Raw genomic sequence first — 23,739 nt, 5'->3', positions numbered from 1 at the left:
TACCGAACCCTTATCCAATGAAAGAAACCTATCAGCTCAAAGAGCTTTATGAATACCTCCGGAAATTTCACTTGTCGGAAAGCCTGTATCTCACTGGTGCTATCAATGCCGTTTTAAAATACAGAGAGGCCGGCGGATGGCATAAAGAAAATATTTCACCAGTAATTTATAACTGGCTGCTCCGTGCATCGCCTAATTTGTCGGGTTATAAAGCCATCAGCGTTTACACCACGCGGCTTGCCCGTTTTTTGATTCTGTCGGGAGCCAATGGCCACCGGAACGGTGCACCCGTGCTGGATGTCAGAAACGGTACGTTTGAGAAAGCTCTGGATATGGTGCAGGATCTATTAGAGGACGATCTGGAAGTAAAAAATGGTGATACACTGGATTGGGATGTTTTCTTCGGACGACAGAGTGTTTGGCAAATTTCGCTTCAGACAGACCGTTTATTTATTATCGGGCGGGCATACCTGCTGTTCATAGACATTCCTTCCCGTATGAAATTAAATTATGATATCGATGCAAAAATGAATGAGTATTTCCAGATGGATGCATTTGGATTTATGGCAACCGGGGCTGCGCTCTGGATGATGTCGAACGGTACACTTGATTACGAAATGAATGTTGAAATACCCGATTTAAAAAACATCGTCACCAAACAGACCCAGCTTAAATTCCTGGAGCTTTCCAGTGGCACTGTAAAAGATTACCGCAGGGCTATACGGGGTGAAGACTGGAAAACACCGAACAAACTGCTCGATATCTATTTTCTCGATCCTTTCAACCAGATGCCGGCCATCGCCGTAGAACGTTCTGATCACTTCCGGCGGGACAGCTATGTTGTTCCCCAAGCAAAATTCCTGTTGGACCGGGCTAGCCTCGGGATGTTCTATTTGTTGGGTGATAAGGAAAGGGAAAATGCTGCAAAATCGAACAAGGCCTTACAAAACCATTTCCGCAACGCCTTCGGGGAAATTTACCGCACGTATGTAGGTGAACAACTCAAAATGGCTAAAGGAAATAAGTTCTTCATAGACCTTGACTACGACTTTGTACCATTACCGAAAGCCAAACTACCGGATTTTGCCGTTATCGAAGGTAAAACCTGCATTTTGTTCGAGGTCAAAACTACGCTGTTAACTGTTGAGGCGAGAACTTTTTTTGACCACCAGAAGCTCGATGCAGAGGTGCAAAAAGGGAGTTTAAATAAGGCTATGGAGCAATTGACAGTGTTCGGTGCAAGCGTTCTGAACGGGCAAATCAGCGATACCCGTTTTCAAGGGGTAACTAAAATCATTCATGCCCTGGTGGGATATGAAGATATTTTTGTGATTAACTCCAGTTTGCTGCCTATTCTTGATCGGCATTATGGTTCGGCTGCATCTAACCTGCAACTGGCAACCATAACGGACATTGACGCCATCGGAAATGCCCTGGACCAGGATCAGCCGGTCTTTGAATGGCTTGAAGAGAAAATCGGTCACAGATCTTACAGGGCTTATGCCATCAGTACTTTTATCAACAGCAAAATGGCTATAGAAAATCGCCTGGTCAGAGCTGCTTACAAAACATTTTATGCAAAGACTTGGCATCAAACTGAAACCAAAGTAAAATCAAACAGCACAGTTTTCCTGTGACTGGCCAATAAAACCGGTTTATAAATAAAAACAGTCTTGAATTTCTTGTGAAAGTTGTTTATTAGTATATTTAAAAACCTAATAACCAACACAATGAAACCGGTATCACTATGTTTTAACAACAGGTGAATCATTGGCCTGCCATTATGTTTAATTCTAATCTGTTCTGTCTCGAAAGGTATCGCACAGGAAAAGATTTTAAAAACCGATAGTACCAAATCGCCGGTCCCAGTTACTTTTCAGGCAGCTAAAATCGAAAAGGTCACGATCAACTGGCGGAAACTCGATAATGGTTCATTTTCCACCCTGCTTGGTTCCGGTAACAATGCGGGTGTTATCGGCAGCTACGCTTCCCTTGAGCCGGTGAACGGCGTGTTGACGTTCAAAGGCACTATCCCGTTAGGAAATCCCGACAGTGCCCGATCTTCTTTTTTGTCTGTTACTGCCCGTGGCGCGCTTGTTGACGGAAACTTTGCGACTGTGTTCAAGGACACAAAGTTGAACACCACAGCAGGCATATCTGTAGAGTGGAATTTCCGGCTGTGGGACAATCAAAAAGTAACTGACGGACAGCAGGCGTCAGATGCGGTTCAGCAAATGACTTATAATAACATCCTCCGTAACACCACCATACAGCATTATTCGGACGAGTTCAAGGCAATAGATGGTAAGGTTGCAGGACTCCGACAGCAAATTCAAGTCAGCCAGCAACAGAAGGCTCTGAAAGAAGCGCTGGCAGCATCCGCATTAAAAAAACTCAGCGATACGAGTGTCACTGCTGCTGATAAGGATAAAGCCGCGACAGAATATCAAACGCTGCAAACGGACATTCCCAAGATTGACAAGAGCACAATAAAAATGAACAATCAGATCGATTCTATGTCAGTCCTTAAAGCAAATGTTGATGCGGTCTGGCTTTACCGGAATCAGCAGGTGCAGCTGACCAATGATAAGAACGACAAGATACAGGCGGCACTTACGCTGATGGATTACACCTTTAACTGGTTCACACTGATCGCCGGAGCCGGAAAGAAAGACTATTATATCTTTGACAAGAGCCTGCCTTTTGGTCAACAGCTGCAAAACCCCAATCTGCCCACTTTCCAGCTGGGTCTGGCTTTCAACACCTATAAACAAAACGACCTGAAAGGCCGGGCCTGGCAGTTAAGTATAGGTGCCCTGCGGTCAAAGGATAACAATATCGATCTTTTACAAACCGAGGAGATTAGCCAGGAAGCCAGTTTCAAAAATGCTGCCGGGGATACCACACGGAAAGCCGCAAAGAAGTTCAACGCCTACACGGACCCAGGTAAGATCAAAAGTTACCAGCAATGGAGCGTCTATGCCAATTATTACTGGCTGTTTAATGGCGGCAATACGGCTATCCATTTTTTCCCAACCTTGTACAAACCGGATAACCAAACCGGTTACATGGACACCGGCGTAGGTGTTCTGTTTTCTTTTAAAGACAGTAAAAACCTCACAGCAAAGCTGAATCTGGAGGCTTATCTTATCGTCGGGGATGCTTTTAACAACCTTGGCAAAAGCCCGCATTTCGGCGATTCCAATGAATTCGGCGTTAGGGCCACAGTACCATTCAACCGTTTATTCAAATAACCTGTAAAACCAAATCACCATGGAAGAATTCAAAGCAATTAAAGCCAGAAAACAATCGCACATTATGGAACTGTCAAAAGGCATTGATGACGGGCCGAAGATTTACAAGGCCTATTGCGAAACTGACGGCGACCTTAATTATTTCTGGGTAAGTGAAGATGTCATGAGGGCAACTATGGAATCCCATGCTGCTCAGTATCCGAGTCATGTCATCATTTATAAAAAGCTGGTTCCATAGCCGTTGATAGAAATAGATACAACATGAACTGCTAAATTTGCGCCATGAAACTACCCATTGAAACGTGGATCGAAGAGCAGCATTTTTCGGATAATATCGCTGAGTTGTTCCATGAGGCTGTAATATGTTATCAAAACGGCGCTTACCGGGCGTCGTTACTGACTACTTATATCGGATTTCTTTCTATTATCAAAGATAGGATGAACCGGTCAAAGCTACCCGCCGACTTTGTGGAGGCTGAATGGCAGACCAAACTCCGGGATATTAACAATCACGATAAATGGGAAAATGCAGTATTTGATTCTCTTAAACAGGGAACCAGTGCCAGCGCCAAAGAAATCTTCCGTTTATCCGAAGACATTAAACAACAACTGGCATACTGGAGAAGCCGCAGGAACGATGCTGCGCATTACAAGGACAATGAAATCAACGGGCACTACACGGAAGCCTTCTGGAGTTTCATCAAGAGTAATGTCCCTAAAATGGCTGTTAACGGTGGTTTGGAAGGTTTGCTTAATAAATTTTCCGATCACTTTAATGATGAAAGAACCATTCCGGGTACAGATGTCCGTCCATTGATCCGGGAAATTCCTTCAAGCATCCTGACTGACGAATACGCGCAATTTTTTCCGAGGCTTAAAATTGTGATTGACGGCAGGATGTGGTATGACGATGCTGCCTCATCAGCTGTTTTCAACGAAATATTAAACCTTACTGATGAGCGGGTAATTACCGGGTTGCAGGTTTATCTTAAAGATGAAGACAGGGACCTGCGTTTCCTAAATGTTTTTCCGGCTCGGATACTGCATATGGGTTACGATACAGCAGATATCAGGGAAATCTGGAAAAAAAGAATGTTCAATAAATACATCAACATTAATCCCTTCACCATTTATTGCGGATTGTTACGCGAAAACTTAATCCCTCCGGGCGAAATCACGACTGTCAATACAGTTCTTTTCGATATCTATGACCAGCAAAACAACCACAAGTTGCCGATGAATGAAACGGACATATCCACATTAATAAGCAATGGCTTTTTCAATACCGTCTTTGATGAAGCCATCATCAGAGAAGATCTGAAAATGTATTTATGGGTAAATAAAAAGTGTGACCTTATTGCAATGATGGTAGAATACTGTCCTGTACGCGTGGAAACGGTAAGATCTATTTGCAAGAATGCACAAAGCGGATACCCGTCAGAATGGCTGATTCGGGAATTGCAAAACCTTTTCATTAAAAAACCGGGCGTCAAGCAAACTTTTATTAGTATTGCCAGCCAGGAAAACATTCCGATCCCGTCAGATTTTGATTAAAAGATAACCTAACAGAAAAAAACTTGTTGACTTTCATTCCCAGACTCCTGATTTTTCATGTCAAAAAATCAAAAGTCCATATTTGATATGGCAAGAGATACTTATCGCGGTACAACCAATAACAAAGAGTTTTCAAAAAAACTGATCGAGGCCGTTGGCTCTATCATAAAAACTTCAGGCTATATTTCATTAAACCAATCTAACATTGCCAATGCAACCGGCGTAAACCGGAAGCTGATCAATTTATATTTCGGTAGTCTCGATAGTTTAGTGGAGACATATATTTGTGGTAAACATTACTGGTTAGATGCTACCAGTAATGCCGGCTCATTAATGACTGCGCTTACCTATGAAAACATCCAGGCTGTTATGGAATTAGTTTTATCGCACCAACTGGGTTACTTCAGTCAACATGAGGAAATGCAAAAAATTGTGTGCTTTAATGGAGTAACGGGTTACCCGGACATTTGTGGCAAAACCGCAGGGAAGGAATCCATTTTGGACTAGCTGTTGATGCTTTAGATTCTTAAAGATATTCGATAAACACCGGGCTCAATTTCCGTCGAGTTTATTTCTTTCTGCTAATAATTTAAAAGGGCTTATGCTGCCTGTATTGGTCATTTAAAGTAAAAGGCAGAAATCCATCGCTTGCAAACTTAGTAACGAAACTTGGCAAATCTAATTTATAAAAGAGAGCATGAATATATCATGGCCAGATCAATGTCGCTGCATTCAAGAACCTTGCAAAGCTTAACGACGTATGGAATGTGTATTTCAAAAAATGATATAAAGATATAACTATTATACATCAACGAAGGATAACTGAACATTATCAAAGTAACAGATATTCGCGATATTGTGAATGTTTCTCAGTTGTTAATCACCCCCGTTCTGAATCGCGGTCAATTAATTTCTCAACACCTCGACCAACTGAGTATTTGATAGCTAAGTTAATTTCACATCGGCACAAATTGGCGGTCTACAGCCCTCTGGATCGTCTGGTCATTATAAGTCTTGTATACGAATTTATCAGTGTTGTTCTACATGTATTATATAATATTATAATTCATTATCTTCAATGATCTAATCCAATAAAGTGTCACGACCTAAGCTCAATATTCCGATAATCCAGCAAGTCATGGACTTCGATAATCCGCCACCACCTTTGGTGGTATGGCCAGATAATCATGCTTTTCCGTTGAATTTAAAGGACTTTGTTGATAGACGCACAGTGCTAGAGGTAGTGATGGAAGACATTGCTGAAAGCGAGAATTATTTGGTGGTAACTGGGTTCACTTCTCTGGCTCATATTATTGAATTGTTTGGGGGGAAAGTAGTGTTCGGGCACTTGAAGGATGTGCGGATCGTACTGGGTTTTGAGCCGGAGCTTCGGGAACGTAAGCTTTGGAAGAGTGCGGAACTCGATAAGGATGTAAGGGAGTATTGGGCGGGTCAACATTATTCTTTGTTAAACGGTGGGGTCGTGATCAAAGTGATTGAGTTGATTAAAGGCGGCCGGATCTGTTTTCGTTTATCGGATGGGCTCCATGCCAAGATCTATGTTGGCGACAAACATACGATCCTGGGTTCTGCAAATTTTAGCAAGAATGGCCTGACCTTGCAACATGAGGCTAATATCAGGATCGCGAATGATTTGTCGCAACCGGGAGAGCATAAACAGTACCAGGAGATTAAACAGATTGCGGAAAATTATTATCAGCTCGGCAAACCCTATAACGATACTATTATTGAGTTATTGAAAAATTTGCTCAAGCTGGTGACTTGGCAGGAGGCACTGGCACGCGCGATCTCCGAATTGGTGGACAAACCCTGGCTAAATGATATTCCAGAGCTATATAATAAACTAAACAGTTTGAAATTATGGCCATCACAGCGTTTAGGTTTAGGTCAGGCAATGTATATTCTACAAACTCAGGGATGTGTACTGATCGCTGATCCAACCGGATCCGGTAAGACGAAGATGATCAGTACCTTGCAATTAGTACTGTACCATTGGTTATGGGAGACTGGTCGGCGAAATAGGTCTTACGCAGTCACGATCTGCCCACCCTTGGTTAAGGACAGCTGGCATAAGGAGTTTGTAGATATTGAATTCTCACAAAGCGGCCAGATTTCTATGGGAGCTTTGAGTTATACTAAAGGACACAGTCACGGAACATATGTGAAGGAAATACGTAACGCCAATATCTTGGTTGTAGATGAGGCTCATAACTTCTTGAATTTGCATTCTTTCCGGAGCATGAGCGTGGCAGAGCACACTTCAGATAATATTATTCTGGCAACCGCTACCCCGATCAATAAACGGCCAAAAGATTTAATGCGGCTGATCGAACTGCTAGGCGTGGATAACCTAGGCGACCAAGAACTGGAAGATTTCAAAAAGCTAAAAAGGCAGCGGCACATTAAAAGCAATTCGCCAGAGTTCGCCGCACTTAAAACCTATATCGAAAAATTCATCGTTCGCCGGACTAAAACACAATTGAATAAGCTGATCGATCGCGAACCCGAACTGTATATTAACCGGCAAGGTAAACAATGCCGTTACCCTGAAAATTCCCCCAAGATTTATAAGACTGGGGAAACCAAAGAAGATCAACGCATTGCCCAAGAAATCAACCGGCTTGCCGGAGAATTAAAAGGACTGATTTATTTGCAAAGTGTCATGAAGCCAGATGACTTGGAGGTCAAAGACGAACAGTATCACATCGATTTGCGTTTGCGGGCAGCTAAGGCTTTATCCAAATATAATATTCAGGCTAAGATGCGTTCTTCTAAAGCAGCCTTACTCGAGCATTTAAAAGGAACGGATGCCGCTTTGGAAGAATACAAGTTCAAGTCTGGCAAGGATAAGTCCGGTAATGTGATCTCGACCATCAATAAACTCAGCACAGCACTGCCGAAAAATCAGTTGAAGTCTGTTTGCCCGGAATGGCTTACTGATCTAACCGCCTACCAGCAGGCTTGCCGGGAAGAGATCAATATTTATGAGCAGATAGCGAAGTTGTCAATCGAGCTGAGCCTCTCGCGAGAACTAAGAAAGATCAGCGAGCTACTTAAATTATTTAATGAACACGCTTTGGTATTAGCTTTTGACAGCACGGTACTGACACTCGACTTCCTGGGTAAATTAATTCGAACCTATCACCCGGATAATGGCATCGAGCACTATGTGGTTACCGGGGCCTCCACTAAAACGGCTATCGCCAGTATTCTCAAAAAATTCGACTTGGGCTCGACTAGTCAGAATGTCCTGGCACTGTGCTCAGATTCCATGTCCGAAGGAGTCAACTTGCAGCAAGCCTCGGCTCTAATGTTCTTGGATATGCCCAGCGTGTTGCGTATCGCCGAGCAGCGCATTGGCCGCATTGACCGACTCGATAGCCCACATAGTAAAGTCAAAGTTTACTGGCCGATGGATAGCGTTGAGTTTGCCTTGCGTTCTGACGAGCGCCTCATCAAAACTTCTTTTGATACCGAAAGCCTGATCGGCTCAAATTTCACTATTCCGGACGAAATCATGGGGCAGCATTTAGACCATGTGATCAAGCCAGAAGAGATGATCAAGGCCATTAAGGAAAATAAAGACCAGGAGTATTTATGGGCGGGTGTCAAGGACGCTTTTACCAGTGTTCACGATCTGTATGAGGGTGAAGATACCTTGATCGATTTAAAAACTTATGAAGCCTGGAAGGATGTTGATGCCAGCGTAAAAGTAAAATTAAGTATCGGTCATTCAGAACGCCCTTGGATCTTCTTAGCGGTTAAAGGAATCAAAGCCATATCGCCCCGTTGGTATTTCGTCGATGCTGAGAAAAAAATATCGGTCGAACTTGGTGAGGTTTGTCAGCAATTACGGCAACACATTAGTGGCACCAAGCACTGGGAAATGAAGTGGTCCGAGCCTGTCCAAAAAGAACTAGATCACTATATTAAACTATTATTGGATAACGAAATCAATATACTACCCAGTAAACGGAAAAGAGCGATAGAAGTTGCCAAATTTATCCTGGAGAAACAGTTTAAACTTGCTGAAAAAGACCTGCCACGGAGGAAACTGATCCGGCAGGTGCTGGAAATGTTCGAACCGCGGATCGTTAACGAAGAATATAATATTGACTATTACCATTTCTCGCAACAGTGGTTGGATATTTTCACTCCAATTTTGGCTGAGAAAAAGCGGGCGCAAAAAAAGAAAGACAAAAAGGTCTTATCTCTGCTAGACCTGCGCAAAGACAAATCGGTTGCCTTGACTGATGAACTCTTGCAAAAAATATTGAATGATGCTCCACTAATCGTCAACATGTGGAGTCGGGTAGCCTCCTGTATCATCGGCTTACCTGACCTAAGCAATTAAGACCGTTACATTTTCGGTAAATGCGATGTTTTAATTACGCACAGCTTTTTTTGTTAATCGATAATTCGGTTTAATGTTGTCATGCATAACAACTTTTGTATTAACATTTGCGAAGAATAATTATTAGATACATTATCTGCTGTTGCAAAAAGAGCTCAGTTTTGGGAAAAGAACCGTAATGCGTTGTTAAATGGCAGATTATTCCTTAAGTTTTAGACCCTTAAATAAGTGGTTTAAAATTTCGGCCGGATCTGAATCAATTGCAAGCGCGATCAAATACAACTCGTCTGCTCTTAACCTTGCCGAGGGATTCATGGCTAATTCGCTTAATCTTGATTTGCCTATTCCTGTCTTACGGGAAATCTCCGCTTTATTAACGGATTTTTTGGCAAGATAAAGACCGAATTCTGTCATGAATAACGTTTTTCTGGATTATTTTATGAGTTTAATGTACATATGTTTGGGAAGTCTAAATAATTTCATTTTTTATGTCCGACTTTTCGTTACATTTGTCCTGTTTTTCTAAATATCTAAATGTGACCCCAGACGATTTATTGACCAAAAAGGACCTTGAGAATTTCAAAAACGAGCTGTTCGAAATCCTAAAACCACTCAAGGAAGCCCAAACCCTGCAACAGCAGAAATGGCTTAGGAGTAAAGATGTGCGAAAGCTTTTAAATATATCTGCCGGCACTTTGCAGAATATGCGGATCGCCGGAACCATAAGTCATAATAAAGTAGGTAAGATCTTCTTTTACAAAGCGGAGGACATTGACAAAATGCTTTCCGGGGCTGAAAAAAAAAGTCCGAAAAAGAAAGCATAACGCTTGCGCAGTCCCAGACATTCAGTGTACTTTTTCTTCTAAGGAAACCTAAAAATAAGCTGAACGATTTATTACCCATCTACATTCGGCTCAATGTTAATGGACAGCGCGAGGAGTGGTCAACCGGCAAGAGATGCAAGCGTGATGAATGGAATGTTCAGACCAAACGACTCACAGGGAATAAAGAGAATACCCGTGTTACCAATGCCTGGTTAGATTTGCTCTATGCAAGAGCCTATTCCTGCAGGCTTGGGCTTTACACTTCGGGAAAGCCATTTCAGGCAGTGCATATCCGCAAGTTAATGCAGGGCGAGGAAATTGATCCGCCAAAAATGCTGTCAGAAGCGTGGAGCTATCATACAAATCAAATAGCCGGGCTACTGGGGAAAGATTATACTCCAGGAACACTTGCCAAATACAAGACGGTATATAGAGTTATTAAAAAGTATGTCGCCCTGAAAAATAAAACTGACGATATTCGTTTGGATGAGATAGATTATCGGTTTGTGCGTGATTTCGAATACTACCTTAAAACAGACTACGGCGTTAAGATAAATACTGCTATACAGATGGTCAAAAAATTAAGGACTGTGATAAAAATAGCTTATGAGATCGGATGGGTAAAACGCGATCCATTCATCGCCTACCGCGTAAGACATGAAGAAGTACATAGGGAATATCTGACCAGCAATGAACTTAATGAGCTTGCAAAAAAACGGCTCAGGAAGAGCCGGCTTAATATTGTAAGGGATTTGTTTCTTTTTAGTTGCTACACCGGTCTTTCCTATGCCGATACCGTTAAGCTTAAAAGGGCCGATATATTAAAAGGTGAAGATGGCGGGCTTTGGATTCAGACGTACAGGACGAAAAATAACAATCGCGTAAGAGTTCCTCTATTGAGCCCGGCGTTGCGTCTTATTGAACACTATAAAAATTATCCGCGAATGCAGATACCGTTAAGCTTAAAAGGGCCGATATATTGAAAGGCGAGGATGGCGGACTTTGGATTCAGACCTACAGAACTAAAAATAACAATCGCGTAAGAGTTCCCCTATTGAGCCCGGCCTTGCGTCTTGTTGAACACTATAAAGATTATCCGCGAATTCTGGATGAGGATTTTATCTTGCCTAAAATAAGTAATCAAAAGGCTAATGCCTACCTTAAAGATATAACTAACCTGATGGGTTGGACAAAACGGCTGACTTTTCATTGTGCCCGTCACACTTTTGCAACTACGGTAACTCTGACTAACGGAGTTCCAATCGAAACTGTAGGACAAATGCTTGGGCATAAGAGCATTAATACGACCCAGTTATATGCACGCATAACCGATACCAAGGTCAGCAGGGACATGAAGGCGCTAAAGAAAAAATATATTGGCCAAGAGCTCTTTCTAACGGAAGAAGAAATTGATTGAGGTTTATAATGTCTTTATTTTTGAATGAAAGAGTTTGCAATAGCCCCGAAGAGCAATTGGTGATTCTGTATTTCTCAATTAAACCCTTTAATGACCCTTTTGAGGAGTAATTTTCACAAGTTTATTTAAGATAGCATAGGTGGTGCCAATAATCAATGGGAGTGGATCATCTGTAGCCGCTCCTTAAAAGAATTGGCGATAACTGCCTTTATAAAAGGCGAGGCGTTCTGAAAGGTGGTATGTTTTTTTACAACCGGGAGGTCGAAATGAATCATTAACTTTGCGAAGCATTCGTCAGCGAAAGAATTAGAGACGATTTCCACACCGGAAAAATCAAATACAATCTTTTCATTTTTTTCAATTCCACGGATGATCTGTTTACGCATAGCGGAGCCAGCGACGCGAGTGGAAAGCTGTTTGCCGATATGTGAAAATTCGATCCGCATCATTCAAATTATACATTAATTATTAAACATGTGCGTGAACATGCTCACGTGAAGTATATATCAATGGCTCCCCTAATTCGGCTTCCAGTTTGGCAAGCGTTTTAAGTGTCAGGTTATGATTCCCTTTTAACCACTTATTAATTTCAGAGGGCTTTTTATTCATTTTCGTTGCCAAATCTTTTTGGGTATAACCCTTTTCTTGAAGAATCTCGTTAATTCTTACCACGATGTCTGTATATTGACGTACAAAAATACGCACCTCTTCCGGCGTTTCATTTTGTATCCTTTGTGCAACTTTACTTCTCATTGTTATAATTTTTATAGGAAAATTTCATCGTCACCAGATGTTGAAACAATTTTCCTCTTATTTTCATCAATCGTTATCTCTCCATCTTTTAAAGCATCCTCAATTCGTTTTGCAAACTGGCAGGCCTCAACCCATTTCAAGTGTATGTCCTTACTTTCTTGATTTGTCCATGCAGATTTGATGCCGCCATTAAACAAAACAACGATGTCACTTCGGTTATTAATTCTTAATGCATAAAGGCGAAGCGGGAAGTTTGGGTAAGCAAACAATATTTGTTTTACTGTCACACGGCCGGTATTTGGCAACCCCGTAACTTCGTTCTCAGCTCGGTTAAATAAAGCATCAATCGCGCCATAATCATCACCCACGCTATCCAATACGAAACTCAACAATTGTTGTGTAGCTGTTTTTAGTTCAGGTATGGCATCGTATTTATCAAAGAACCTGTCGGTTTCATTTTCATCCGAATCATCCCATCGTACGGTATAAAAGGTGCACTTTTGGCCCTCATCATCCCATACTTCTAATGCAAATATATTCACTTATAAGTTAATTTCAAAGTTAAAGATAAGGTTTATTGCGTATTGCAATACTACTCCAAAAAGGAAAATCTACTTCGGGTTACTATTAAATACTTTAACGAGCCTTTTGAGGCGTAATTTTAACAAGTTTATTTAAGATAGCATAACGCGAAGTGAACTTTCCTTTTTTGTTTTTGATGCCGGCATATATAAATGATTGAAGCGCCTCTTCCTTTGTGGGAACAATCTTAAGTTCTGCTTTAACCGGATCAATCAATTTTTTTAGATTCTTGTCGCTCATGATGGAATGATTAGTAACAAACATCGGCAAATAATTTAATTGAGAAACAATTCTATACCAACGAATAGTTGTTTCTCAATCTGAAGCTTGCGCCGAAATAGTGTGGCCTCATTCATCATAATCTCCAAGTTCGGCTGGTTTTACGCTAAAAGAGAGCGCTGTGCTAAATACTCTGACATTAGATGTTACCAAATCAAGCGAGATAGAGAGAAAAACTTAATGGCGACCAGGTAAGACCTTCCATTGCCCGGAGATTGGGTATAAAACTCGCAGGTATGGGTACAAGCGGATCAGAATATAGGCCAGTAGTAGAAATAATGCTGTATGCAACTCAACAATCCACAGATGATTTATCAGTGGATTGTTTATTCAGTTAGCACGCGGGGCCTTATTCCCAACAGGAATAAGGGACATGCATAAAATCATGGTGGCTGCCTGGCACACTCCGGGGGCCGGGCTCTATGCAAGTCGTTTTAGGAGCTATGGGCAAGGAAATAGTTCACTTTGAAGCACCCAAAGCAGAACAGTTAACTTCTGAAATGGTTTAATGTTGAATCAAATACCGATGCAGTGTTGAAAGCAGCGATAGCAAATCTTTGGTTTGTGATGATCCATCCATTTGATGATCACAACGGCCGTATGGCCCCGGGCCATTACCAATATGTCGAAGTTCTTTCTCGTTTCAACCAGTAAGCAAGCTAATTACTTGTTGTGATTGTGCCTTGGCCTTTCATTTCCAGAGACACTCATTTTGGCGCTAAAATTATTATTGTTTAATTTTGTAGTTATGGCACCAAAACCTAAGAAGCTTACCCGCTCTAAAGGTGAAAGGCTCGGCTGGACACCTATTGAACAAGTGAAGCATGTCACCTTAAAATCGATGACTGTACACGGTCGTAAAGTTTCAATTCGTCAGCGCCAGGAATCCCAAAACAGTGAGGCGGTTGTACCGAAATTTCTTATCCCTTGATCTTTAATTCAGAACGTTTTTTCACGTTGAATCCCTCGGCTAATAAAATTTTCATGAATAGAGTTTTTCGGGGCATTGCCCTGGCAAATAAGAATGTAACTATATCTTGTCGCAAATGATTATTGTTTAGATACGGATCGATAGAAAAAACATCCGATTCATTATCATTAATTTATACAGTAGCTGCCGAAGAGTAAAAAACGTTTTGGTAATAATTCGAATGCCTATTGTTTTTTAATGCGGGCTAAAAATTCTTTCTAACAAAATTTATCTTTTTCATAACTGTAAATCTGCGCCATCTATCGATCATGTACAGTTGTATTTTAACATCAAACAAAATTGTATTTTAGTAACGAACAGTTTTGTATATTTGTATCAAATAATTATTATGATAATTCAGTCTTCCATAAACCAAGTTATCGAAACGCAAAAAGCAAACCTGACTCAAAAAGATCCTGGTTTGAAAAGAGATGCGCTGGCAACTTTGCCAGACTTATCGGCGTTTGCATTAATTGTTTCGGGAATAAGGAGATGCGGGAAAAGTACGCTGCTCTTTCAATTACTCAAAGAGAGATATCCTGATGCGTTATATCTTAATTTTGAAGATCCCCGGCTTTATGAATTCGGCCCTACGGACTTTGCCAGGTTGGATGAATCTATAAAGGCTAGCGGAAGTAATGTGCTTTTTTTTGACGAGATCCAAATTATACCGGAATGGGAAAGATACGCGAGGCAAAAGCTGGATGAAGATTATAAATTAGTAATAACAGGCTCTAATGCTTCTTTATTAAGCCGGGAGTTGGGAACTAGGTTAACCGGGCGGCACATCACAAAAGAGCTTTTCCCTTTTTCTTATCACGAATTCTGCGCCTTCAAAGATTTATCTTATGATAAATCCTCCTTATTGAGTTATTTAGAATTAGGCGGCTTTCCGGAATATTTAAAGCAAGGGATACCTGAAATATTAAATCAATTATTCGAGGATATTTTGATCAGGGACATCGCGGTACGCTACAGCATCAGAGATGTTAAAACATTGCAACGGCTGGCATTTTATCTGCTCTCTAATGTTTCAAAGTTGATTACAGGCAATAGACTCAAGACGCTGTTTGAGATCGGGTCTACCAGTACAGTTATGGAGTATTTGTCACACCTGGAATATTCATATCTATTACAATTTGTGCAAAAATTCAGCTATTCTTTAAGAAAGCAAATTGCAAACCCAAGGAAAGTTTATGCGATAGATACCGGGCTGATCAATGTTAATTCAGGTTCTTTTACAGAAGATAATGGCAGAAAGTTTGAGAATTTGGTTTATCTGCATCTACGTCAAAAACACCGGGAGATCTATTATTTTGCTGAAAAAAATGAATGCGATTTCGTTATCGCGAATAACGGCAAATTAGTGGAGGCCGTTCAGGTTTGTTTTGAATTAAACCCTGATAATATCAACCGTGAGTTGGATGGTGTGGTTGAAGCGCTTACATTTTTCAATGCTGATGAAGGCTTTATCGTAACGCTTGATCAAACCGATCGGTTGGAAAAAAATGGCAAAGTTGTTCATGTAGTTCCTGCCCATCAATATTTGTCAAAGTAATGACTGCGAAAAAATGTCCATTTCGGAGTCATTACTTTTCGCGCACGCTGTCCGCTAATGTTAAAAATATTATCTGAAGTGCAGGCGACATGCGAAAAATTATTCGATAATCGCAATTCTCACTTGGATTCAGAACCCGCTGCCATATAAGGTCGAACCCTGTCTTTGTCCCTTTCCTGTACTTCCTAATAAATTCCCAAAAATGGTGTAATCCCAATTTTAATAGCTTTTCGATTGTTAGCTAGGTAACACCCAGGTAACACAAAATTAGTTATATTGGGTTATAAATATAATTATTTGAAAGAAATAAATATCAATAAATTACTGATATTCAGATAATTGATTGATATGTAGAACCGCATATAATTGGAAAAGTGTCTGATGGCATGCAAGAGGTCATCGGTTCGACTCCGATATTCTCCACCTTGATAATCAGCCACTTACGAAAACAGTAAGTGGCTTTTTTTGTGCTTTATCAGGTTGTTTAGGGGCTTATTCAAGAAATTTTTTTGCAAAAATTACGTCATATTCACCACCAAAACAGGCTAAAATCGCTTAGATAAAGCTTTCTAAAAAGTTCTTCATGAAAAAAGCATGCAAGAGGTTGCTCCGGAACGCTTAAGGTCAATTGTTCAAGGTAATCAATCAATGCGTCTAAATGATAAACCGACAAAGCACTTTCGGTGTTGATCTTTGTAACCATTAATAGAGATGAAGAGGTCTTGCGTATTTTAGGTATTTGCCGCAAAATGGGCTTATGCTCGACGAAGCAGAAAGGATCCTAAGAGTTTCAACTTAGTTGGCGTCAGTATGCATAATAGAATTCCTGTTTAGCTTATTTTTTAAACAGGAATTTACGATGCGTAACTCCCCAGGCCGAAATAGCTTCAATTACTCCGCTTAAAGTCTTACCATGTTCTGTTAACTCATATTCCACCGTTATCGGCTTCGTAGGCATCACGGTCCGGGCTACTATTTGATTTTGCTCCAGTTCCTGTAACTCTTTAGAAAGCATTTTGGCAGCAATACCATCTATTCCACGCAGCAGATCCATAAACCGCACCTTGCCATATAGCAGAAGCCATCCGATAATCTGAATTTTCCATTTCCCCGATAATAAGATCATCGTATCCTTTATCGCAATCAATTGCTCTTTACAATCAGGTATTTCCGGGGCTTGCTTTTTTGTATTCATATTACTGCAAAATTACGATGGTCGATTTATGGTTAGCGGCTTAGTTTCATAGAGGAAACCGGTTTCCAAAGGGTAACAGATAACATTTATAAAGTTACTTCAAAATAATTTTGTGCCGTAAATATTTGAACCATGCAGAAAGAAAAAAGAATTTATTGGATAGTTATCATTATCGCCATGGCGCTGATTGTGCTGCCGTCCTATTTTGCCCCGAAAGCGTATTTAATAGAGTCCATACACAGACTTGGCTTCCCGGCTTACTTTGGTCTGGAATTAGACATCTGTAAGATCGTTGGCGCCATAATTATCCTCATCCCCGCCGTGCCCGTTATGTTCAAAGAATGGGCTTATGTCGCTTTCGGAATATTGCTGCTTTCCGCAAGCCTGGGGCACTGGCTCGCTGATGGCCCCGCAAAAGGTATAGCACCGCTGATCCCGTTTGCCATACTATGTGTATCCTACTACTATTTCAGAAAACTAAACTATCCGGTGACCGCAAAACTGTAAATAGTAATGCCGTTTAAAAAAGAAAGCACAAAAAAATGAAAATAGAGATCTGGAGCGATGTGATATGCCCGTTTTGCTATATCGGCAAAAGGAACTTTGAAGCTGCCCTGGAAAAATTTCCTGACAGGGACAATATGGAGGTGGAATGGAAGAGTTTTCAGCTTGACCCTGTCATGTCGGAAGTGCCTCAGTATCAGGAAAACATGTACCAGTTTGTGGCTGCAAGGAAAGGGATCAGCTATGAGCGCTCGGTTGCCATGCACGGACAGGTAGGAATAATGGCTAAGAATGCGGGACTGCAATACAATTTCGATAAAATGCTTGTCACTAACTCGCTGAAAGCGCATCGTATTATCCAAATGGCAAAAACAAAGGGACTGGGAGAAAAAGCAGAAGAACGCCTGTTTTATGCCTATTTCACAGAGGGCAAGAATCTTTCTGATGATGCGGTTCTAACAGAACTTGGAATTAGTATAGGCCTGACGGCTACAGAGGTGAAAGAAGCCCTCACCAATCCTGTTTTTCAACATCAGGTGGAAGCAGACGGTGCAGAAGCATCCAGGCTGGGGGCAAAAGGGGTTCCTTTCTTTGTAATAGATCGCAAATATGCCATCGCTGGCGCTCAGCCCGGTACTGAAATTCTTAAAGTACTGCAAACTGCTTACACTGAATGGAAGAAGGACAACCCCGGCCTGATCCATGTTAGACGGGGTGATACCTGTGCGCCCGGTAATGACTGTACAAATTAACTGATCAATGAAAAAACAAAAAAGAATAAAGATGAAAAAAACAATAGCCATTGTCGGTGCGGGTCCGGGTGTAGGATTTGCCGTGGCAGAAAAATTCGGAATTGAAGGCTACAATGTTGCGCTGCTTGCGAGAAATGTGGAAAAACTAAATGCGCTGAAAGACGATCTGTTAAAAAAAGGCATTGAGGCTGCAACTTTCCAGGCCGATATATTAGACCGGGGACAGTTGACACGCGCACTGCAAGAGGTTATCCACCATTACGGAGCAATTGATATATTGGAATTCAGTCCGACCCCCACCTGGGAAAGTATGCGGACTGCCCGGAATATAGATATAGCAAATGAACAATATCATCTCGACTACCAGGTACTCGCTGCAATAACTGCCGTGCAGGTTGTACTCCCACAAATGCTGGAAAGGAAAGACGGTAGCGTCTTGTTTACTACTGCGTCCTCCGCCCAGCATCCAGTAAACAGAACCGCCAGCTTCGGCGTTGCCGCAGGCGCTTTATTAAATTATGCGCGGTTGCTCAACATGGACCTGAAAGAGGACAGCATTTTTGCTGGTATTGTGTCAATTGGTGCTTTGGTTGTAAGTGAGGATAAACACAAAGGGGATTTTCCGGATGGAATGCCAACGATAACAGCAGCAGAGGTGGCAGAAGCGCATTGGAATCTTTATAACCAACGCAATGTTGCAGAAATCATGTTGCCTTAATTTGGCGGCGGAGTTTGATTATCAGCGTTGAAGCAGATCCATGCAAATGCAATCGAATAAAAGTTTTTCGCGTTCGATTAGATCAAATATATGGATATTTCTGAGGTCTTGGCCATTATGTTCCTTGCGCTTGAGGGCACCGTTTTGTGTTGATAGTAAAGACAATCAAAAGTCAGTCAAATCCACAATGAGGGAAATAAAAGACTACTCTCAGAGCCCAAAAACCGTGTTTGGGAGTTGTTTTTGAGGCCCTGAATAATCCGATCTCCACATCTTTTCCGCAAAATCCGCCGAGTTTCGCACGAAATCGGCGGACTTTCTTTTTTTACATACGTTTTTAAACAGTCTGGGATGTCCCAAAAATGATGGCGAATAAGACCCGCTGCCGCCTGATAAAAAGACGAAACCTTTGAGAATAAGCCTGGAAATACCCTATAGTCATAAATTAACAATGATATTTGCATCAACTGGGTTATATTTGTCAAAACAACACCAATTAAAATAAATTACTGAAGCCTTTATTGGTTGCTGCGAGTGACTATTCATCATATTTTTATTATGCTTAAGTTTAAAAGCTGTTATATATTGACATGCCTGCTCTTTTTGTATGTCCCATCTCAAATTTATGGACAGGCTGCTATAAACTTTACATCTATTACGATAAAAGAAGGATTGTCTTCGAATACCGTAAATACCATTATAAAAGACCGGTTTGGATTGATGTGGTTCGGAACCGGAAATGGGCTTAATAAATTCGATGGCAGTAATTTCGTTATTTACAGGCATGGCGCATCTGGTAATAGTATTCCTTCCAACGAAGTCTTGTCAATGTTTGAAGATAAAAGTGGGCGGATATGGGTTGGTACCAGCGGAGGGGGGCTTTCTTATTACAACCGCAAGTTTGATCGGTTCGAGCCTTTCAGGGGAGACGGTTCCTGGCCAGAAATTTCAGACATATCAGTCAGGGCTATTTGCCAGGACCACCAGGGCAAATTATGGGTAGGCACCTATGAAGATCTCCGGATAATTGATGCGAAAACCGGCAGAATTACGCCTGTTAAGATTCCGGAACCTGATAAAAAGGACGCGGGCGCGTTTGTCGTCCTCTCTTTGTTCGAAGATAGTCGACAGCGGATGTGGATTGGTACCAATTACGGGTTATACCTGTATGAATGGTCGTCAAATTCCTTCAAAAGGTTTTCGCACAATGAACAGGGCAGGTACACATTAAGTAATAACACGGTTAAAGCAATCATTGAAGATAAAAAAGGCAGCATTTGGTTTGGTACGTACGACGGGCTGAACAAGTGGACAGATGATGGGCATTTTGAAATTTTCCGTTCTGGCAATCAATCGTCCCTGGGCCTGGACAATAACGCAATTTTCACAATGTGCCTGGCTAAAGACGGCAAGATCTGGATCGGAACAGAGGGTGGGGTCAATTTATTCGATCCTCAATTGGGGTTTTTTCAGCAATTGACCGCAGATCCCCGGAATGCGGGCAGCCTGAAAGGCAATTCCATACGCAGCATATTTATTGATCCTGCAGGTATATATTGGGTTGGAACTTTTACCGAAGGGATCGGAAAATACGACCCTCATCTTGCACTCTTCAATCACAAGAAAAGTGACCCTTTCGATCCTCTCGGTTTAAAATCGCCGCTTGTAACCGCTTTCGCGGAATGCAGCAGTGGTGACATTTTTGTAGGGACCGACGCAGGTATTGCTTTGCTCGACAAAAAGACAGGCCTTTTGCATTCGTATGATATACAAAGTAAGTTGAAACGCCGCGGAAGCTCACTGGCCGTAACATCACTTTATATAGACAGGAAAGGAAACTTGTGGGCGGGAACTTACCATAACGGGCTTTTCCGAATCGACACCGCTACTCATAGATATGTACAATATACAGCTGAGGGCAATGGTCATGGAATTTGTAGCAATGATATTACTTGTATTAACGCCGACGCGAGTGGCAGAATTTGGATAGGTACACTGGGTCGGGGAATAGATATATATGATGAAAATAGCCATTCATTTTCACATCTCACAAGTCAAAACGGGGCCGGCGGCCAGAGCCGGAGTTTACCCGTTAACGGTTTTATTTCTTCTATTATTCCGGGCCGGGACGGGCGCATGTGGATTGCTTCGATGGGAACTGGAATCGTAGTGCTTGATACTGAGCATCAAAAGTGGACGCATTACAATAAAAAAAATTCGGCACTGGCCGACGACGTGGTACTGAACTTATTTGTAACCAATGACGGCAGTGTTTGGTCTGGCACCAAACAGGGGATTAGCTACTTCGACGAAAATCAAAAAAAATTCATTTCTTACGGTGAAGATCAGGGCCTGGCTAATTCCTTCGTAAAATCAATTTTGCAAGACGATAAAGGTTTCCTGTGGTTAAGCACAGATCGCGGAATCAGTTCGTTTGATTATAAAAGAAGGGTTTTCCGCAATTTTACTAACGAAAACGGCGTACAGCAAGGAGCTTTTTCTTCAGGCTCAGGAATAAAAACCAGGGACGGCAATCTTTATTTTGGAGGTCAGGACGGCTTTAATTTTTTTAATCCATCGAGATTACCGGTTGTCTCTCGTCCCGGACGGGTAATTCTAAGCAATTTAACCGTTGATAATGCGATAGTAAATCCTGGAAATGAGTCACCGATTCATGAGCATATCAGTACCGCAAAAGAAATCACTTTGAAATACGGCCAAAATTTTTCCATCGGTTATGTGGCACTGGATTATACATCTCCTAAACAGAATTTATATGCTTATCGGCTAAAAGGTTTTGATAAAGCCTGGAATTATGTTCAAAATATTCGGACAGCCAGCTATACCAATATTGATCCCGGGACCTACAGTTTTGAGGTGATGGCCAGTAAAGATGAAAACCACTGGAATAACCCGGTGACGACGATCAGGATAACTATATTGCCGCCGTTCTGGCGAACAGTTTATGCTTATATTGCTTACGTGGTTATTTTAGGATCGGCTTTGTTTTTCATAAGGAGACGTGGTATTCAGAAAATCCGGAGGCAATTTGAGCAGGCCCAGGAGAAACTTCAAGTCAGTCAGCTTATTGAACAGGAAAGGCGGGAAGCTGAACGTTTGCATGAGCTGGACTTGCTGAAAATAAAGTTTTTAACAGATCTAAGCCACGAGTTTCGAACCCCGGTGTCGCTGATCCTGGCCCCGGTCGAAAAACTGCTTGAAAAATCTGTTCCGGGGAATGACATCGAGGATCTGAAAATGATCAATAGAAATGGTCGCAGGTTACTCAACCTGGTCAACCAGTTGCTTGACTTTCGTAAAATGGAAGAACAAAAGTTGAAGCTCAGCCTTTCGGCGGGAGAGATCATGTCTTTTATCACCGAGTCGTGCGAAGCATTTCAGGATCTTGCTTTAAAAAAACAGGTTACACTGGAGGTTGATGTGCAACAGGAAGAGTTGCAGGCTTACTTTGACCCGGATAAGCTGGAGCGGGTTATTTTCAACTTGTTGTCTAACGCGTTTAAATTCACCCCTGCCGGCGGGGTAGTTTCTGTCAGCGCCCGGGCTGAAAAGAGTTCGTTGTTGAGCACAGGCCTGCTGCTTAAGATTACTGATACCGGAATTGGCATACAGGCCGATGATCTCGAAAAAATATTTGAACGCTTTTATCAATCGCGCCAAAGCAGTGCAATAGTCAACCAGGGTACCGGCATAGGCCTTTCCATAACCAAAGAATTTATAGAGCTTCACGGCGGCACCATTCAGGCGGAAAGTATAGCCGGACAGGGAACAAGCTTTTTAGTAAGGCTTCCGCTCACCGCTGCGGTGGAAGCCGGTACCTCCGAAACACCTCCCGTTTCTGATAGAGAAAACGCTAAAGAAAGGCAGGCCAGAAGCGAAAACCCTGAACTAAAGCCAACCGTACTATTGGTAGAGGACAATGACGAATTCCGCTGTTATTTGTCGGATCACCTGAAAAAATACTATCATATTATTGAGGCGGCCCACGGTAAAGAAGGATGGCAAAAAACACTTGGCGCGCATGTTAACCTGGTTGTCAGTGATATCAACATGCCCCACATGGATGGGATTGAGTTGAGCAAAAAAATTAAAGCCGATAAGCGCACCTGCCATACCCCTGTAATATTATTAACGGCAACAACCGGGGAAGAGCATCAGTTAAAAGGCCTCAAAACAGGCGCTAATGACTATCTTACGAAGCCTTTCAATTTCCAAATCCTGCAAACCAAGATCGATAACCTTCTTGATCTGAACAAAAATCTAAAGGATACATATTCCAGGCAAATACAGATGGTTAGCCCCCAGGTTGAAATGGAGTCGGCCGATGTAAAGCTTTTAAATTCGGTCATGAAATATATAGAAGACCAATTAAGTGAGCCGGGGTTGTCAGTTGAAGAACTGAGCCGGCATGTGGGCATGAGCCGGGGGTCACTTTATTACAAACTTCTGGAAATTACCGGGCAAACCCCGGTGGAGTACATCCGCAACGTCAAACTTGACAAAGCAGCCCAGTTGCTGGAGATCAGTGATTATAATGTAGCTCAGATCGCCTATATTACAGGCTTCGGCACACCCAGTTATTTTTCGCGGATCTTTAAAACACGCTTCGGCATGTTACCGTCGGAGTACATGATCATCAAAAGGAATATGTCTAAAAACAAGGCCACTCCTGCAATTTAAGGCGTCCTATAGCCTCCGCAGCCATCTTTTTACACAATGGTACATGTATCGGAAGCAGCATTCCGGATATTCGGGTGGTCACACTCTCAAGGCAAAGTAATTCGGCAACACTGCAGAAACCACCCATAATGGCATCATTGAACAAATGTATCACGAATTTTGCGATTTGTCCTACCCTAATCCCTTTAAAGCGATGATCTTCGGCATAGCTATGAGGGCATTCCTGCCGCCATATACAATTTATAAACTAAAAAAAACATTCTGATTTATTTGATATCGTCCGGATTAAGCTCCGCATTATGT

At 41.9% G+C, this 23,739-nt stretch carries 22 protein-coding genes and 1 pseudogene; 17 read left to right on the top strand and 6 right to left on the bottom strand.

Annotation, left to right across the window (positions count from 1 at the left end; all coding sequences use genetic code 11):
• Positions 1 to 17: 17 nt before the first annotated feature.
• The 6 genes from FHW88_RS13485 to FHW88_RS13460 all read left to right on the top strand — a co-directional run bounded on the left by FHW88_RS13485 (position 18) and on the right by FHW88_RS13460 (position 9,183).
• Complete coding sequence (locus FHW88_RS13485; protein ID WP_176626033.1) at positions 18 to 1,637, top strand: hypothetical protein; 1,620 nt, start codon at positions 18 to 20, stop codon at positions 1,635 to 1,637.
• 363 nt (positions 1,638 to 2,000) lie between these two features.
• A complete protein-coding gene (locus tag FHW88_RS13480; RefSeq protein ID WP_176626031.1) occupies positions 2,001 to 3,254 on the top strand; it encodes a hypothetical protein in 1,254 nt (417 codons plus the stop codon).
• A gap of 19 nt (positions 3,255 to 3,273) precedes the next feature.
• Positions 3,274 to 3,492: a hypothetical protein gene (locus FHW88_RS13475; protein WP_176626029.1), complete on the top strand. Its 219-nt coding sequence runs from the start codon at positions 3,274 to 3,276 to the stop codon at positions 3,490 to 3,492.
• A gap of 44 nt (positions 3,493 to 3,536) precedes the next feature.
• A complete protein-coding gene (locus FHW88_RS13470; protein ID WP_176626027.1) occupies positions 3,537 to 4,808 on the top strand; it encodes a hypothetical protein in 1,272 nt (423 codons plus the stop codon).
• 87 nt (positions 4,809 to 4,895) lie between these two features.
• Positions 4,896 to 5,315 carry a TetR/AcrR family transcriptional regulator gene (locus tag FHW88_RS13465; protein WP_176626025.1) on the top strand — a complete coding sequence of 140 codons (420 nt, stop codon included), beginning with the start codon at positions 4,896 to 4,898 and terminating at the stop codon, positions 5,313 to 5,315.
• A 631-nt stretch (positions 5,316 to 5,946) separates the two neighbouring features.
• Positions 5,947 to 9,183 (top strand): SNF2-related protein, encoded by a 3,237-nt coding sequence (locus tag FHW88_RS13460; protein WP_176626023.1) that lies wholly within the window; start codon positions 5,947 to 5,949, stop codon positions 9,181 to 9,183.
• A gap of 198 nt (positions 9,184 to 9,381) precedes the next feature.
• Here the strand turns inward: FHW88_RS13460 and FHW88_RS13455 are convergent, their stop codons facing one another.
• Positions 9,382 to 9,597: a helix-turn-helix domain-containing protein gene (locus FHW88_RS13455; protein WP_176626021.1), complete on the bottom strand. Its 216-nt coding sequence runs from the start codon at positions 9,595 to 9,597 to the stop codon at positions 9,382 to 9,384.
• A gap of 122 nt (positions 9,598 to 9,719) precedes the next feature.
• On the opposite strand from FHW88_RS13455, the gene FHW88_RS13450 reads away from it, so the two are divergent.
• The 4 genes and pseudogenes from FHW88_RS13450 (at position 9,720) to FHW88_RS13435 (ending at position 11,424) form a co-directional block, all read left to right on the top strand.
• Positions 9,720 to 10,007 (top strand): helix-turn-helix domain-containing protein, encoded by a 288-nt coding sequence (locus tag FHW88_RS13450; RefSeq protein ID WP_176626019.1) that lies wholly within the window; start codon positions 9,720 to 9,722, stop codon positions 10,005 to 10,007.
• A pseudogene (locus tag FHW88_RS30420) lies at positions 10,004 to 10,228 on the top strand (Arm DNA-binding domain-containing protein); the annotation flags it as partial. The gene FHW88_RS13450 and the pseudogene FHW88_RS30420, both read left to right, overlap by 4 nt.
• Positions 10,229 to 10,309: 81 nt before the next feature.
• Positions 10,310 to 10,990: a tyrosine-type recombinase/integrase gene (locus FHW88_RS13440; RefSeq protein ID WP_176626017.1), complete on the top strand. Its 681-nt coding sequence runs from the start codon at positions 10,310 to 10,312 to the stop codon at positions 10,988 to 10,990.
• A complete protein-coding gene (locus tag FHW88_RS13435; protein ID WP_176626015.1) occupies positions 10,987 to 11,424 on the top strand; it encodes a site-specific integrase in 438 nt (145 codons plus the stop codon). Before FHW88_RS13440 ends, FHW88_RS13435 begins: the two co-directional genes overlap by 4 nt.
• 152 nt (positions 11,425 to 11,576) lie before the next feature.
• Here the strand turns inward: FHW88_RS13435 and FHW88_RS13430 are convergent, their stop codons facing one another.
• From FHW88_RS13430 to FHW88_RS13415, 4 genes are all read right to left on the bottom strand, one after another.
• A complete protein-coding gene (locus FHW88_RS13430; RefSeq protein WP_176626014.1) occupies positions 11,577 to 11,873 on the bottom strand; it encodes an STAS-like domain-containing protein in 297 nt (98 codons plus the stop codon).
• Between the two features lie 19 nt (positions 11,874 to 11,892).
• A complete protein-coding gene (locus FHW88_RS13425) occupies positions 11,893 to 12,177 on the bottom strand; it encodes a multiprotein-bridging factor 1 family protein (protein WP_176626012.1) in 285 nt (94 codons plus the stop codon).
• Positions 12,178 to 12,188: 11 nt separating this feature from the next.
• Positions 12,189 to 12,719: a hypothetical protein gene (locus tag FHW88_RS13420; protein WP_176626010.1), complete on the bottom strand. Its 531-nt coding sequence runs from the start codon at positions 12,717 to 12,719 to the stop codon at positions 12,189 to 12,191.
• A gap of 94 nt (positions 12,720 to 12,813) precedes the next feature.
• The gene (locus tag FHW88_RS13415) at positions 12,814 to 13,023 is read right to left on the bottom strand and encodes a hypothetical protein (protein WP_176626008.1); all 210 of its coding nucleotides are present in this window, start codon (positions 13,021 to 13,023) and stop codon (positions 12,814 to 12,816) included.
• Positions 13,024 to 13,569: 546 nt separating this feature from the next.
• On the opposite strand from FHW88_RS13415, the gene FHW88_RS30415 reads away from it, so the two are divergent.
• The 3 genes from FHW88_RS30415 to FHW88_RS13400 all read left to right on the top strand — a co-directional run bounded on the left by FHW88_RS30415 (position 13,570) and on the right by FHW88_RS13400 (position 15,566).
• Positions 13,570 to 13,692, top strand: a complete 123-nt coding sequence (locus FHW88_RS30415) for a Fic family protein (protein ID WP_176626006.1) — start codon at positions 13,570 to 13,572, stop codon at positions 13,690 to 13,692.
• 94 nt (positions 13,693 to 13,786) lie between these two features.
• Complete coding sequence (locus FHW88_RS13405; RefSeq protein WP_176626004.1) at positions 13,787 to 13,969, top strand: hypothetical protein; 183 nt, start codon at positions 13,787 to 13,789, stop codon at positions 13,967 to 13,969.
• Between the two features lie 388 nt (positions 13,970 to 14,357).
• On the top strand, positions 14,358 to 15,566 hold the full coding sequence (locus tag FHW88_RS13400) for an ATP-binding protein (RefSeq protein WP_176626003.1): 1,209 nt from the start codon (positions 14,358 to 14,360) through the stop codon (positions 15,564 to 15,566).
• 835 nt (positions 15,567 to 16,401) lie between these two features.
• Here FHW88_RS13400 and FHW88_RS13395 read toward each other — a convergent pair.
• The gene (locus tag FHW88_RS13395; RefSeq protein ID WP_090532468.1) at positions 16,402 to 16,761 is read right to left on the bottom strand and encodes a winged helix-turn-helix transcriptional regulator; all 360 of its coding nucleotides are present in this window, start codon (positions 16,759 to 16,761) and stop codon (positions 16,402 to 16,404) included.
• A gap of 132 nt (positions 16,762 to 16,893) precedes the next feature.
• Between FHW88_RS13395 and FHW88_RS13390 the strand changes: the two genes are divergently transcribed.
• The 4 genes from FHW88_RS13390 (at position 16,894) to FHW88_RS13375 (ending at position 23,436) form a co-directional block, all read left to right on the top strand.
• Positions 16,894 to 17,268 carry a DoxX family protein gene (locus FHW88_RS13390; protein ID WP_090532466.1) on the top strand — a complete coding sequence of 125 codons (375 nt, stop codon included), beginning with the start codon at positions 16,894 to 16,896 and terminating at the stop codon, positions 17,266 to 17,268.
• A 35-nt stretch (positions 17,269 to 17,303) separates the two neighbouring features.
• Positions 17,304 to 18,017, top strand: coding sequence for a DsbA family oxidoreductase (locus FHW88_RS13385; RefSeq protein ID WP_176626001.1), 714 nt, complete (start codon positions 17,304 to 17,306; stop codon positions 18,015 to 18,017).
• Between the two features lie 7 nt (positions 18,018 to 18,024).
• A complete protein-coding gene (locus tag FHW88_RS13380) occupies positions 18,025 to 18,735 on the top strand; it encodes an SDR family NAD(P)-dependent oxidoreductase (protein WP_176625999.1) in 711 nt (236 codons plus the stop codon).
• 558 nt (positions 18,736 to 19,293) lie between these two features.
• Positions 19,294 to 23,436: a hybrid sensor histidine kinase/response regulator transcription factor gene (locus FHW88_RS13375; RefSeq protein WP_176625997.1), complete on the top strand. Its 4,143-nt coding sequence runs from the start codon at positions 19,294 to 19,296 to the stop codon at positions 23,434 to 23,436.
• Positions 23,437 to 23,739: the final 303 nt, after the last annotated feature.

Origin of the sequence: Mucilaginibacter sp. SG538B (assembly GCF_013376065.1) — a bacterium.
Lineage (GTDB): Bacteria > Bacteroidota > Bacteroidia > Sphingobacteriales > Sphingobacteriaceae > Mucilaginibacter > Mucilaginibacter rubeus.
The sequence above is the reverse complement of the archived record's forward strand: the minus strand, read 5'-3'. Positions and strand labels throughout refer to the sequence as shown.

Coding starts and splice junctions, on each gene's coding strand:
- FHW88_RS13485 (WP_176626033.1), top strand. CDS start 18: ATGAAAGAAACCTATCAGCTCAAAGAGCTTTATGAATACCTCCGGAAA.
- FHW88_RS13380 (WP_176625999.1), top strand. CDS start 18,025: ATGAAAAAACAAAAAAGAATAAAGATGAAAAAAACAATAGCCATTGTC.
- FHW88_RS13375 (WP_176625997.1), top strand. CDS start 19,294: ATGCTTAAGTTTAAAAGCTGTTATATATTGACATGCCTGCTCTTTTTG.
- FHW88_RS13470 (WP_176626027.1), top strand. CDS start 3,537: ATGAAACTACCCATTGAAACGTGGATCGAAGAGCAGCATTTTTCGGAT.
- FHW88_RS13405 (WP_176626004.1), top strand. CDS start 13,787: ATGGCACCAAAACCTAAGAAGCTTACCCGCTCTAAAGGTGAAAGGCTC.
- FHW88_RS13440 (WP_176626017.1), top strand. CDS start 10,310: ATGCAGGGCGAGGAAATTGATCCGCCAAAAATGCTGTCAGAAGCGTGG.
- FHW88_RS13415 (WP_176626008.1), bottom strand. CDS start 13,023: ATGTTTGTTACTAATCATTCCATCATGAGCGACAAGAATCTAAAAAAA.
- FHW88_RS13395 (WP_090532468.1), bottom strand. CDS start 16,761: ATGAATACAAAAAAGCAAGCCCCGGAAATACCTGATTGTAAAGAGCAA.
- FHW88_RS13460 (WP_176626023.1), top strand. CDS start 5,947: ATGGACTTCGATAATCCGCCACCACCTTTGGTGGTATGGCCAGATAAT.
- FHW88_RS13465 (WP_176626025.1), top strand. CDS start 4,896: ATGGCAAGAGATACTTATCGCGGTACAACCAATAACAAAGAGTTTTCA.
- FHW88_RS13455 (WP_176626021.1), bottom strand. CDS start 9,597: ATGACAGAATTCGGTCTTTATCTTGCCAAAAAATCCGTTAATAAAGCG.
- FHW88_RS13390 (WP_090532466.1), top strand. CDS start 16,894: ATGCAGAAAGAAAAAAGAATTTATTGGATAGTTATCATTATCGCCATG.
- FHW88_RS13425 (WP_176626012.1), bottom strand. CDS start 12,177: ATGAGAAGTAAAGTTGCACAAAGGATACAAAATGAAACGCCGGAAGAG.
- FHW88_RS13430 (WP_176626014.1), bottom strand. CDS start 11,873: ATGATGCGGATCGAATTTTCACATATCGGCAAACAGCTTTCCACTCGC.
- FHW88_RS13475 (WP_176626029.1), top strand. CDS start 3,274: ATGGAAGAATTCAAAGCAATTAAAGCCAGAAAACAATCGCACATTATG.
- FHW88_RS13385 (WP_176626001.1), top strand. CDS start 17,304: ATGAAAATAGAGATCTGGAGCGATGTGATATGCCCGTTTTGCTATATC.
- FHW88_RS13400 (WP_176626003.1), top strand. CDS start 14,358: ATGATAATTCAGTCTTCCATAAACCAAGTTATCGAAACGCAAAAAGCA.